Annotated in this window: 11 protein-coding genes; 8 read left to right on the top strand and 3 right to left on the bottom strand. The window is 70.7% G+C overall.

The window, feature by feature from the left end; all coding sequences use genetic code 11:
• Positions 1–94 precede the first annotated feature (94 nt).
• The 8 genes from aroA to gabT all read left to right on the top strand — a co-directional run bounded on the left by aroA (position 95) and on the right by gabT (position 9029).
• Positions 95–1402, top strand: a complete 1308-nt coding sequence (aroA, locus tag HJ588_RS08130) for a 3-phosphoshikimate 1-carboxyvinyltransferase (RefSeq protein WP_171153825.1) — start codon at positions 95–97, stop codon at positions 1400–1402.
• A 3-nt stretch (positions 1403–1405) separates the two neighbouring features.
• Positions 1406–2494 (top strand): ribosome small subunit-dependent GTPase A, encoded by a 1089-nt coding sequence (gene rsgA, locus HJ588_RS08125; protein WP_171153823.1) that lies wholly within the window; start codon positions 1406–1408, stop codon positions 2492–2494.
• A gap of 5 nt (positions 2495–2499) precedes the next feature.
• Complete coding sequence (locus HJ588_RS08120; protein WP_171153820.1) at positions 2500–4230, top strand: FUSC family protein; 1731 nt, start codon at positions 2500–2502, stop codon at positions 4228–4230.
• A 118-nt stretch (positions 4231–4348) separates the two neighbouring features.
• A complete protein-coding gene (locus HJ588_RS08115) occupies positions 4349–5575 on the top strand; it encodes an inorganic phosphate transporter (protein ID WP_171153818.1) in 1227 nt (408 codons plus the stop codon).
• Positions 5576–5618: 43 nt separating this feature from the next.
• Complete coding sequence (locus HJ588_RS08110) at positions 5619–5900, top strand: hypothetical protein (RefSeq protein WP_171153816.1); 282 nt, start codon at positions 5619–5621, stop codon at positions 5898–5900.
• The gene (locus tag HJ588_RS18970) at positions 5900–6538 is read left to right on the top strand and encodes a DUF3349 domain-containing protein (RefSeq protein ID WP_212755341.1); all 639 of its coding nucleotides are present in this window, start codon (positions 5900–5902) and stop codon (positions 6536–6538) included. Before HJ588_RS08110 ends, HJ588_RS18970 begins: the two co-directional genes overlap by 1 nt.
• Positions 6539–6565: 27 nt before the next feature.
• Positions 6566–7348, top strand: coding sequence for an inositol monophosphatase family protein (locus HJ588_RS08095; protein WP_171153815.1), 783 nt, complete (start codon positions 6566–6568; stop codon positions 7346–7348).
• A 340-nt stretch (positions 7349–7688) separates the two neighbouring features.
• Complete coding sequence (gabT, locus tag HJ588_RS08090) at positions 7689–9029, top strand: 4-aminobutyrate--2-oxoglutarate transaminase (RefSeq protein WP_171153813.1); 1341 nt, start codon at positions 7689–7691, stop codon at positions 9027–9029.
• Between the two features lie 43 nt (positions 9030–9072).
• Here gabT and HJ588_RS08085 read toward each other — a convergent pair whose 3' ends face one another.
• The 3 genes from HJ588_RS08085 to HJ588_RS08075 are packed head-to-tail and all read right to left on the bottom strand — an operon-like array spanning position 9073 to position 12529.
• A complete protein-coding gene (locus HJ588_RS08085; RefSeq protein ID WP_171153811.1) occupies positions 9073–10371 on the bottom strand; it encodes an MFS transporter in 1299 nt (432 codons plus the stop codon).
• Positions 10368–11024, bottom strand: coding sequence for an ArsR/SmtB family transcription factor (locus HJ588_RS08080; RefSeq protein WP_246241781.1), 657 nt, complete (start codon positions 11022–11024; stop codon positions 10368–10370). The genes HJ588_RS08085 and HJ588_RS08080 overlap by 4 nt, the downstream gene beginning before the upstream one ends.
• Positions 11025–11059: 35 nt before the next feature.
• Positions 11060–12529: an MFS transporter gene (locus HJ588_RS08075; RefSeq protein ID WP_171153809.1), complete on the bottom strand. Its 1470-nt coding sequence runs from the start codon at positions 12527–12529 to the stop codon at positions 11060–11062.
• Between the last annotated feature and the right edge of the window lie 113 nt (positions 12530–12642).

Raw genomic sequence — 12642 nt, 5'->3', positions numbered from 1 at the left:
CCCGAACCCGTGCACACCCCGCAACCGTCGCGACTTCTGCACGCCCCACTACGGGCCACCACCCCCGCGGAGAATCGGTAGCCTGTAGCCCAACATGAGCTCCGATCCCGCGCATCCGACCTCCACCGCCACGCTCGCCGCCGGCGACTGGCTCGCCCCGCTCGCCCGGCAGCCGCTCGACGCGGTCGTGACCGTGCCCGGCAGCAAGTCGCTCACCAACCGCTACCTGGTGCTCGCCGCGCTCGCCAAGGAGCCGTCGCGGCTGGTGCGGCCGCTGCGCTCGCGCGACAGCACGCTGATGTGCGAGGCGCTGCAGGCGCTCGGCACGAAGATCCAGACCACCGACGACGACACCGAATGGATCGTCGAACCCGCGCCGCTGCACGGCCCCGCCGCGATCGACTGCGGACTGGCCGGCACCGTGATGCGCTTCCTGCCGCCGGTCGCCGCGCTCGCCGACGGCACGGTCGAGTTCGACGGTGACGAGGCGGCCCGGCGGCGGCCGATGGGCCCCGTGCTCGAGGCCCTGCGCAGCCTCGGCATCGACGTCGCCGGCGACTCCCTGCCCTTCCAGCTCACCGGCGACGGACGGGTCGGCGGCGGCACCGTGCGCATCGACGCGTCGGGCTCGTCGCAGTTCGTCAGCGCGCTACTGCTCGCCGGCGCCCGCTACGACGACGGCATCACCGTCATCCACGAGGGCAAGCCGGTCCCGTCACTGCCGCACATCGCGATGACCGTCGAGGTGCTGCGCGACGCCGGGGTGCTCGTCGACGACTCCGAGGCCAACCGGTGGCGGGTCGAACCCTCGGAGATCAACGCCCTCGACCTCGACGTCGAGCCCGACCTGTCCAATGCAGCGGCGTTCCTCGCCGCAGCAGCCGTCGCCGGCGGCAGCGTCACCGTGCCCGGCTGGCCGCACGCCACCACCCAGGCCGGCGACCACATCCGCGAGATCCTGCAGCAGTTCGGCGCCGACGTGCAGCTCGGCCGCGAGGGCCTGACCGTGCGCGGCACCGGCGGCCTGCAGGCGGTCGATCTCGATCTGCATGACGCGAGCGAGCTGACCCCGGTCGTCGCGGCGATCGCGGCATTCGCGGATGCCCCGTCATACCTGCGCGGCGTGGCGCACATCCGCGGGCACGAGACCGACCGGCTGGCCGCCTTGTCGACCGAGCTGAACCGCCTCGGCGGTGACGTCAGCGAGCTCGAGGACGGCCTCGTCATCCGCCCGAAACCGTTGCACGGCAGCACTTTTCAGACCTACGGCGACCACCGCATGGTGATGGCCGCGGCCGTGCTCGGGCTGCGGGTGCCCGGCCTCGTGGTGCACGACGCGGGCACCGTCGCCAAGACGATGCCCGACTTCCAGACCCGCTGGACGCAGCTGGTCGAGGCCTGAGGCGTGCCCCGCGGCAGACGGTCGTATGACGAGAGCGACGTCCGGGTGCGCCCCAGCAGGCGCGGCAGCCGTCCCCGCACCAAGGAGCGCCCCAAACACGAGGACGCGCGCATCGGCCTGGTGACCACGGTCGACCGCGGCCGCTGGACCTGCCTCGTCGACGACCACGAGGTCGTCGCCATGCGGGCCCGGGAGCTCGGTCGCACCAGCACGGTCGTCGGCGACCGCGTGGCCCTGGTCGGTGACACCACCGGCGCCCCCGGCACACTCGCCCGCATCGTGCGCGTCGAACCGCGCAGCAGCGTGCTGCGCCGCACCGCCGACGACACCGACCCCTACGAGCGGGTGATCGTCGCCAACGCCGACCAGCTCGCGATCGTCACCGCGCTCGCCGACCCTCCCCCACGCACCGGCATGGTCGACCGGTGCCTGGTCGCGGCATACGACGCAGGGGTGGAGCCGCTGCTCGTGCTGACGAAGGCCGACCTGGCGCCGGCGGACGAATTCCTCTCCAATTACTCGGGATTGGACGTGCCGCACGTCATCACCTCCGCGTCCGTCGACGACCCTGACGACCTCGCCGGCCTCGCCGAGCTGCGCGAACGCCTCGACGACCGGATGACCGTGCTCGTCGGCCACTCCGGCGTCGGCAAGTCCACGCTCGTCAACGCGCTCGTGCCGGGCGTCGACCGGGCGACCGGCCACGTCAACGCGGTGACCGGGCGCGGGCGGCACACCTCGACCTCGGCGATCGCGCTGCCGCTGCCCGACGGCGGGTGGGTGATCGACACCCCGGGCGTGCGGTCGTTCGGGCTGGCCCACGTCGACATCGGCCGGATCGTCGCCAACTTCCCCGACCTCGCCGCGGGCACGGACGGCTGCCCGCGCGGCTGCACCCACCTCGAAGCCGACTGCGCCCTCGACCAATGGGTGGCCGACGGGCACGCCGGGCCCTCCGGCGCGACCCGACTGGCGTCGCTGCGCCGCCTGCTGCGCTCGAAATCCGGCGCGACCGACGACACCGGCACCGCCGACTCCACCGACAACGGCACCCCCGACGCCCCCGACGAAAACCGGCACGAGGACGGCTGACGCCCATGGCCTCCGGTGCCACCGATGCTTTCGGCCGTCAGCTGCTGGCCTTCGCCGAGGTCAAACCGGCCCCCGGTCGCTGGAAGTTCGCGCTGCACGCGACCGCGATCACCGCGGTCGCGGTCGTCCTGATCAGCGTCCTGCTGGGGCCGAGCCTCGGACTGGTCGGCCTCACCGGTGCCTTCCTCGGCATCGTCGCGCCGGGCCGCCCGATCCGGTCCCGCCTCTCGATCCTCGCGTGCATGGACATCACGTATGTCGCATGCGTCGCGCTCGGCGCGGCCGTCGGCAGTAACCCGCTGCTGCTCACCCTGGTGCTGACCGCGATCGCGACGTCGACGGTGCTGGTCTACAACACGCTCGTGGCGGAGCCGCCCGGCGCGATGTTCCTCATCATCGGGCCGGCGATCGCGTCCTACCTGCCGACCGTCGGACTCAACGCCGGCAAGATCATCGCCGTCGCCGCCATCGGGTGCGTGAGTGCGTCGATCGCGTCGCTGCTGCTGCAGCTCGCCCGGCCGCGGCAGGCCGAGCAGGAGGCGCTGGACGCGGCCGAGGAGGCGGCTGCGGCATACGTCGACGCGGACCGCCGCACCACCCCGCGCCGCGACCTCGCACGGCTGCGAGACCAAGCATTCGCAGCGGTTTTCGTCGCTTCGATGATCCTCGAGGACGCGGTTGGCCGGCAGCCGCGCCTCGCCAAGTGGCGCCGGATGAACACCCACCTGCGGCAGTTGCACCTGGCGATCATCCAGCAGGTGGCCACGGTGCACCTGCCGGGCAGCGAGGTGGTGGTGACCGGCGTCGAGCAGCGCCGCTACCTCGGCCGGCCCGACCTGCGCTACCTGATGCGCTGGGGCATGTCCCGGTCGTCGCTGCCGTGGCTGGCGTCGCGCCGCATCGGCGCGGCCGTGCTGATCACCTGCGCGATCTCCTACGGGCTGCACATCGGGCACCCCTACTGGGCGGTGATGACGACGGCTCTGGTGATGTCGGTGACCGCCGACCGGCTCTCGCTCACCCACCGCGCCATGCACCGCCTCGTCGGCACGGTGATCGGCATCGGCGCGTTCTTCGTGATCCACGCGCTGCACCCGCGCGGCGCGGCGATCGTGCTGATCGCCCTCGTGCTGGTCTTCTGCATCCAGCTGCTCGCGGTGCGCAACTACGCGCTCGCGGTGATCTTCGTGACGCCGATGGCGCTGATGATCAGCACCGCCGCCAACCCCTACAAGCCGGTCGGCGAGATCGTCGGCGAGCGCGTGCTCGAGACGCTCGTCGGCGCGGGGGTGTCGGTGCTCGTCGTCTGGGTCACCGGCCACCGCGCCCCGATTGCGTTGGTACGACGGCAGTTTCGCCGCACCCTGCGCTCCCTGGAGCGACTGCTCCTCGCGATCGCGGACGGCGAGTCGTCCTCCCCCAAGGGCTACCAGGCGCGGCGCGACCTGGCCTTCGAGCAGTTGCAGAGCTCCCAGATCCTGCAGATCGCGCAGACCGACCTGCCCCACCAGCTGGTCGACTGGGGCGAGCTGGAGACCGCGCTCAACGAGCTCAGCTACGTGGTGCTGGCCGCCTGCTGGACCAAGGACCCGCGGCACGCGATCGACGCCGACCGGATGGCCGGGCTGCTCGCCCGGCTGATCGCCGGCCTGCCGCCGATCGGCACCACCCCGGTCGACGCGCACGACATCGCGCTCGGGCTGCGCCGGATCCGCCAGGTCGCCGCCAGCGGGTGAGGCGGGCCGACGCGTCGTGACCCACGTCTCGGCCGGAGTGAACAGCAGGTGAACGAGCACGCAGCCCGTCGCTCCCGACTTGCGACACGCCGAGCGGCCACCGTCATACTGATGAGCTGTGAGTGCTGAACTCTTCATCCTCATCCTGCTGATCGTCACGGCGGTCGGGTTCGACTTCACCAACGGCTTCCACGACACCGGCAACGCGATGGCGACGTCGATCGCAACCGGGGCGCTGAAGCCCAAGGTCGCGGTCGCGCTCTCGGCAGTGCTCAACCTGATCGGCGGCTTCCTCTCTGTCGAGGTCGCGGTCACCGTCACGACGTCGGTGCTGAAGATCCAGAACAAGTCCGGCGGCCTCGTCGCGGGACTGGACGCCGAGAAGGCGATGTTCATCATCTTCGCCGGGCTGATCGGCGGCATCCTGTGGAACCTGCTCACCTGGCTGTTCGGCCTGCCGAGCAGTTCCTCCCACGCGCTCTTCGGCGGCCTGATCGGCGCCGGACTCGCCGCGATCGGGTCCAGCGGGATCAACTGGGACGGGCTTGTCGTCAAGGTGATCATCCCCGCGCTGCTCTCCCCGATCATCGCCGGCGGCGTCGCCGCGGTCGGCACGTTCCTGGTCTACGCGGTCACCAAGAACGTGCGAAAGAAGAAGAAGGACCACGGTTTTCGCTGGGGACAGGTGGCGACCGCGTCGCTGGTCTCGCTCGCGCACGGCACCGGTGACGCGCAGAAGACGATGGGCGTAATCGCCCTCGCGCTCATCGCGCACGGCACGCTCAGCGACGCCGAGATCGAGCAGAACGGCCTGCCGGTCTGGATCATCGTGATCTGCGCCGGCGCCATCGCACTCGGCACCTACATCGGCGGCTGGCGCGTGATCCGCACCCTCGGCAAGGGACTGGTCGAGATCGAGGCGCCGCAGGGCATGGCGGCCGAGGCCTCGTCGGCGGCGATCATCCTCACCTCCAGCAACCTCGGTATGGCGCTGTCGACCACCCACGTGGCCACCGGCTCGATCATGGGCAGCGGCGTCGGCAAGCCCGGCGCGAAGGTGCGCTGGTCGGTCGCCGGGCGCATGGCGGCCGGCTGGCTGATCACCCTGCCCTGCGCGGCCGTCGGCGGCGCGGTCACCTACTTCATCGGCCACCTGGTCGGCGGCGCCGCCGGGGCGGTCGTGATCTTCCTGCTGCTCGTCGCGCTCGCCGGTTACATCTACCACCGCGCCCAGCAGCAGAAGGTCAACGCCGACAACGTCAACGCCGACTGGGACGAGAGCTCCAACAGCGTGGTCCCGGCGGCGAGCGGGCAGAAGCCGGGCGCCAAGACGCCGGTCGCCTGAGCGGGCGCCCCGCCATACACTCCGGCACGAACGAAGGGGAAGCATGAACATCGACTGGTCGAGCATCGCCGACGGCACCAGCAAGGTCGTCGTCGCCGGCTTGCTCTTCGGAGCGGGACTGCCGTTGCTCTTCTCGCTCGGCATCCGGCTGTGGGACATCGGCTCCGGCGGCGAGCACGCCGACGGCACCGTCACCGCGGGTAAACCGGCCATGCTCTACGCCGCCTACGCGGTCTTCGCGGTCGTCGCCGCGGCCATCGTCATCGGGGTGCTCTACATCACGCAGAAGAGCATCGACCACTACCTCGGCATCACGCTGTTCTGATGAGCGTCAACCCACTGACGTCGGTCGTCGACTGGCTGCGCAAGGGCTACCCCGAGGGCATCCCGCCCAAGGACTTCCCGCCGCTGCTCGCGCTGCTGCAGCGCTCGCTCAGCCCCGAAGAGGTGCAGGCGGTCTGCGCGCAGATCATCTCCGACAACCCCGACGGCCAGATCGCCCGCGAGCAGGTCGCGGCCGCGGTGCAGCAGGTCAAGGACGCGCCGCCGAGCGATGAGGAGATCAATGAGATCGCCTCTCGGCTGGCGGCGGTCGGCTGGCCGCTGTCGATCCCGGACGAGGAGAAGGACGACCCGAGCGGCGCCGGCTGGCCCTCGCTCTTCCAGCGCATCCTCGGCTGGCTGCGCGCCGGTTATCCCGACGGGGTGCCGCCGACCGACTTCCCGCCGATCCTCGCGCTGTTGCAGCGGCGGCTGACCAAGGACGAGGTCAAGCAGGTCGCCCGCGAACTCATCGCCGAGGAGAAGGCCAACGGCGCGGGTGTCGACGGCGCGGAGAAGACCCCGATCTCCGAGGACGACGCGCAGGCGCTGATCCAGCAGGTCGCCGGCGTCGTGCCGAGCGAGGACGACCTGGACCGGGTGCGCGCCCGACTCGCCAAGAAGGGTTGGCCGCTCGTTTAGGCGCCCGGGGCCGTAGGTTCTTGGGTTATGCCGACGTATGACGACGACCTGCGCCTCGCCCACGTGCTGGCGGACGCCGTGGAGCCGATCACGATGGCCCGCTTCCGGGCCGAGGACCTGCAGGTCAGCGCCAAGCCCGACCTCACGCCGGTCACCGACGCCGACGTCACGGTCGAGGAGACGATCCGCTCCCAGCTGCACCGCAGCCGGCCGCGGGACGCGATGCTCGGCGAGGAGCAGGGGCTGCAGGGCGGCGGCCCGCGGCAGTGGGTGGTCGACCCGATCGACGGCACCAAGAACTTCGTGCGCGGAGTGCCGGTGTGGGCCACCCTGATCGCGCTGGTCGACGACGGAGTGCCGGTCGTCGGGCTCGTCGCGGCGCCGGCACTCGGGCGGCGCTGGTGGGCCGGCATCGGCACCGGCGCCTGGACCGGCCGGTCGCTGTCGGGCGCGAAACGCGTTGCGGTCTCAGGGGTTTCGAAGCTGTCGGATGCGTCGGCATCGATCGCCGGTTGGTCGACGTGGGCGCAGCTCGGCCGGCGCGACGGGCTGATCGACCTGCTCGACGAGTGCTGGCGGGTGCGCGGTTACGGCGACTTCTGGGGGCACATGCTGGTCGCCGAGGGAGCGGTCGACTTCGCGCCGGAGCCGGAGCTCGAGCTCTACGACATGGCGGCGCTCGCGCCGATCGTCACCGAGGCGGGCGGCCGCTTCACCGGCCTCGACGGCCGCGACGGCCCGTGGAGCGGCAACGCGCTCTCGAGCAACGGCCTCCTGCACGACGAGGTGCTCGCCCGCATCGGCGGGTGAGGTCGGGGTGGGGCGGCTGGCGCGGCTGGCGCGCGCACAGGTCGCGACAGTTGCGACTTCTGCACGCCAACGAGCGCAAACCCGTGCACACCCCGCGACCGTCGCGACTTCTGCACGCCCACCGGCCCGAACCCGTGCACACCCCGCGACCGTCGCGACTTCTGCACGCCCACCCGCCCGAACCCGTGCACACCCCGCGACCGTCGCGACTTGTGCACGCCCCCTCCGCGCCAGCCCCCATCCCTTTCCCGAGACGACTTCGATATCGAAACAGTGGCGTGGCACACTGGCCGGAGCGCCCCAGCGCGGCGCCCCACCGCATGTTTCGAAGGAGCCAGCCATGACGGTCACGTCCACCGAGATCCCCCAGCGCCGTGAGCTGAAGACGGCACTGCCGGGCCCGAAGTCGCAGGAGCTCGCCGCGCGCCGTTCGTCGGTGGTCGCCGGCGGCGTCTCCTCCACCCTGCCGGTCTATGTCGCGCGCGCCGGCGGCGGCGTGGTCGAGGACGTCGACGGCAACACGCTGATCGACCTCGGCTCGGGCATCGCGGTCACGACGGTCGGCAACTCCGCACCGCGGGTGGTGGACCAGGTGACCGACCAGGTGGCCGACTTCACCCACACCTGCTTCATGATCAGCCCCTACGAGGAGTATGTCGCGGTCGCCGAGAAGCTCGCCGAGCTGACCCCGGGCGACCACGCCAAGAAGTCGGCGTTGTTCAACTCCGGCGCCGAGGCGGTCGAGAACGCCGTCAAGATCGCGCGCTACGCCACCGGCCGGCAGGCGGTCGTCGCCGTCGACCACGCCTATCACGGCCGCACCAACCTCACGATGGCGCTGACCGCGAAGGCGATGCCCTACAAGAAGGGCTTCGGGCCGTTCGCGTCCGACATCTACCGGGTGCCCACGTCATACCCGTTCCGTGACCCGGAGGGCATGACGGGCGAGCAGGCCGCGCAGCGCGCCATCACCATGGCGGAGAAGGCCGTCGGCGCCGACCAGATCGCGGCGTTCATCATGGAGCCGATCCAGGGCGAGGGCGGTTTCATCGTGCCGGCGCCGGGTTTCCTTGCCGCTATTGCCGATTGGTGCAAGGCCAACGGCATCGTCTTCATCGCCGACGAGGTGCAGAGCGGCTTCGCACGCACCGGCGAGTGGTTCGCGGTCGACCACGAGGGCGTCGTGCCCGACCTGGTCACCACCGCCAAGGGCATCGCCGGCGGCCTCCCGCTCGCCGCGGTCACCGGTCGCGCCGAGCTGATGGACGCCGTCCACCCGGGCGGCCTCGGCGGCACGTATGGCGGCAACCCGGTCGCCTGCGCCGCAGCCCTCGGGGCGATCGACACGATGGAGCAGGACGGCCTGCTCGGCCGCGCTGCCGAGATCGAGCGGGTCGCGACCGTCAAGCTGCGCGAGTTGCAGGCGAAAACCCCTGCCATCGGTGACATTCGGGGCCGCGGCGGGATGCTGGCGATCGAGATCGTGAAGCCGGGCACCAAGGAGCCGGACGCCGAGTTGACCGCGGCCGTCGCCAAGCGCTGCCACGAGCAGGGCGTGATCATCCTGACCTGTGGCACATTCGGCAACGTCATCCGCCTCCTGCCGCCGCTGGTGATCAGCGACGAGCTGCTGCTCGAGGGCTTGGACGTGCTGGGCGAGGCCTTCGCCGCACTCGGCTGACGCGCTCACGCGCCGCCGACGCGCTCACCCACGGCCGGCGCTCTCACCCCCGAGTGACGGCTTCCTCGCCGACCGACGCCTTCATCGGACCGTCAGTCGCCGAGGGAGCCGTCAGTCGCGTTGCAGGGGGTGACGGGCGGCCGAACTCGCGGAAACTCTTGCGCCACAACGGCATCAGCGACACCGCGAAGTAGGCGACGCCGGTCACGAGCACCGCCACCCGGAGCCCGACGGCACCCACCAGCACGCCACCGAGCAGTCCGCCAAAGGGGATCAGCGACCAGCACAACGAGGTGCTGAGCGCGCTCACCCGACCCACGAGCGGCGCCGGGATCCGCTCGAAGATCACCGCACCGAGCACGGGATTGCAGAAGCCGGAAAGGAATCCGCCGACCGCCAGCACGACGGCCATCACCCACACCGGCAGGTCGAACGCGAACAGCGCGAAGCGCGGCAGACCCACCACGAGAAATCCGGCGAGGTAGACCGGCAGCCGCGGCAACCGCTCCCCCAGCGCCGCCGCCGTCAGCGAGCCGAGGATCGAAGGACCGGAGAGCGCGGCGAGCACGAGGCCGACGGCTCCCGCACCGCGCCCGGTGTCGTGGGCCCAGACCGGCAGCAGGAGAGCGCTCCACGCCTGGTCGAGCAGGTTGGTCAGCGACACCATGACCGTGATGCCGACGAGCACCGAATCCCCGTGCAGGAACTGCCACCCAGCGCGCAGATCGGCGAGGTATGACGACCGGGCCTCCCGCCCGTCAGCATGCGAATCCGATTGCGGCACAAGGAAGCCGACGCAGGTCGCGGCGACGGCGAAGGTGATCGCGTTGACGAGCAACGCCTGCGGTGCACCGACAAACGCGACTACTGCACCGGCCGCTGCCGCACCGACGGTGCCGCCGAGCCGCTCGATCGCCCCGGCGACCCCGGTGACTCGCTCCAACGGCAAACCGGCCGCGTCCGCCACCGCGGGCACCAGCGCCTGCTTGGCACCGTCCGACGGCCCACGGACCAGGCCCATGAGCACGGCGATCGGCACCAGGACCGCGAGGTGCAGCCAGCCCAGCCAGTGCAGCACCGGCACCAGGCCCACGATCAGCACGCTGCACGAGTCTGCTGTGACCGCAACACGTTTGGCGCCGACGCGATCGACGATCGGGCCACCGAGGGCCTTGGCCGCGACATACGGCAGCATCTCCGCGAAGCCGACGATGCCGGTCCACGTCACCGAGCCGGTCGTGGTCAGCACCAGCCACGGCACCGCGATCTGTGCGAGCCGGGTGCCCGAGATCGAGAAGGTCTCGGCGACTGCCAGTCCGACGAAAGGCTTGCGGCTGCTCATGATTCGGCGTCATCACGGTGCACCAGCGTGCCCGGCCGCGGGAAGGCGTGGAACTGGAAGGTGACCAGCGCCGCGTCGGCGCTCTCGTCGTCGCCGGCGGTGCCGTCGGTGAGGATCTCGTGCACCGCATCCTTGATGCACCGCACCTGGCGGGGCGTCAGCCGTGCGTGCCAGTCGCTCGCCTCGACCAGGTCCTGCCACTCGCGCGGCAACTCCTCGACCTCGGCAGCCGCCCGCTCGATCTCCTGGGACGCGGAGCGCGCGACGACCGCGTGGTAGCTGCCCATCACCGCCCGCTCCTCCGGGTCGTCCACCCTGGACGGCTCGGTGGTGGTGGTGCGGTGTGCCGCCTTCCACCAGCGGTCCCGCTTGCTGCCCCGCGACTCGTCGTCGGTGATCAGGCCGGCCTCGGCGAGCTGGCGTAGGTGGTAGCTGGTCGCCCCGGAGTTGAGCCCGAGGCGCTGCGCCAACTGGGATGCCGTGGCCGGGCCGTCGATGCGCAGCATGCCGAGCATGCGCAGCCGCACCGGATGGGCGAGCGCCTTGAGCTGCCCCAGGTCGGGCTCGACGTGGGTGCTCCGGGCGGCGGACTCGTCGCCGTGCGGCCGTTTCGTAATACCCCGCAGAGTAGGACTGCACAGAAATGTTTGCAAACATTTCTTTGCAGTCCTCCGTGCGGGTGGGCGTCCTACGCCGGGGCGGGGCCGTCCTTCGGACCCTTGCCGGGCCGGCGAGGCAGGCGCTTGCGGAGCGCGCGGACGATCTCCTTGGCCTCCTCCTTGGTCGCGGCCGCCGGCGGCGAACCCCACATCTTGCGGCCGTTGGGCTCGGCGAGGAAGGCCACCGAGACGATGCCGATCAGGCCGGCGGCGACCAGGTAGTAGCCCGGCCAGTTGAGGTCCCCGGTCGCGCTGACGAGCGCGCCGACGACGACCGACGTCGTACCGGCGAACAACGAGATCGACACGTTGAACGCGATCGACAGGGCGCCGCCGCGCACCTTCGTCGGGAAGAGCGTCGGCAACGTCGAGGGCATCGTCGAGGAGAAGCAGATCAGCAGCAGCGCCATGATCAGCAGCCCGGCGAAGACACCGACGGTCGTCTGCGAGCGCACCAGCGCGATCATCGGCAGGCCGAGCACGACCAGGCCGACCGCACCGACCCAGCAGACCGGCTTGCGGCCGACCTTGTCCGACAGCATGCCGAGGAACGGAATCGTGAGCAGCGCCAACGCCATCACCACGATCTGGATGACCTGCGACGTCGACGAGGAGACCGCGCCGTCCTTGGGCAGGGTGTCGGTGACATAGGTCGGCATGTAGGACGTGAGCATGTAGTTGGTGACGTTCCAGACCAGCACCAGGCCCATGCACACCAGCATGAACGGCCACAGCTGCAGGATCTGGCGCAGCTCACCGCCGGTCTTGTTCTCCTTCTCCCGCTGCTCGCTCTCCTTCTCCAGCGCCAGGTATGCCGGGGTGTCCGCCAGCTTGGTGCGCAGGTAGACACCGACCAGTCCCAGCGGCAGACCGATGAGGAACGGGATGCGCCAGCCCCAGGAGACGAGCTGGTCGTGGGTGAGGGCCGCGTCGGCGGCCGTCACCATGATCGCGCCGAAGAGGTAGCCGGTGAAGGTGCCGAACTCCAGCCAGCTGCCCCAGAAGCCGCGCTTGCGGTCGGGGGCGTATTCGGCGATGAACGTCATCGCGTTGCCATACTCACCGCCGGTCGAGAAGCCCTGCACGAGCCGGGCGACCAGCAGCAGCAACGGCGCGAAGATGCCGATCGAGCTCTCGCTCGGGATGCAGCCGATCGCGAAGGTGCCGAGTGCCATCAGCACCATCGTGATCGCCAGCACCTTGTTGCGGCCGATGCGGTCGGCGAGCGGGCCGAAGAACATCCCGCCGAAGGGGCGCACCAGGAACGCCACCGCGAAGAGGCCGAAGGTCGCGATCGTGCCGGCCGTGTCGCTGAGGCCGTCGAAGAAGACCTCCTTGATCGTCGGCTCGAAGTAGGCGTAGACGCCGAAGTCGTACCACTCGGTGACGTTGCCGACGGCGGCAGCGCCGATCGCCCGTCGGATGACGCCGGGTTCGGTCACGACGACGTCGCTGACGGCGTACTCCTTGGGTTCCTCGAGTGGTTCGAGCGTCTGCACTCCGGGGGTGCTCCTCAATGGGTCGGATGTGGAAAAACGGGCCACACGACGTTTTCAAGGACTACGTCTAGCGTCAAACCGAGACGCCTCCCGGACGGCTGTCATAGGCTGTC

Source organism: Flexivirga aerilata (assembly GCF_013002715.1).
Classification (GTDB): Bacteria; Actinomycetota; Actinomycetes; order Actinomycetales; family Dermatophilaceae; genus Flexivirga; species Flexivirga aerilata.
This window is presented reverse-complemented; position numbering and strand designations above follow the sequence as displayed.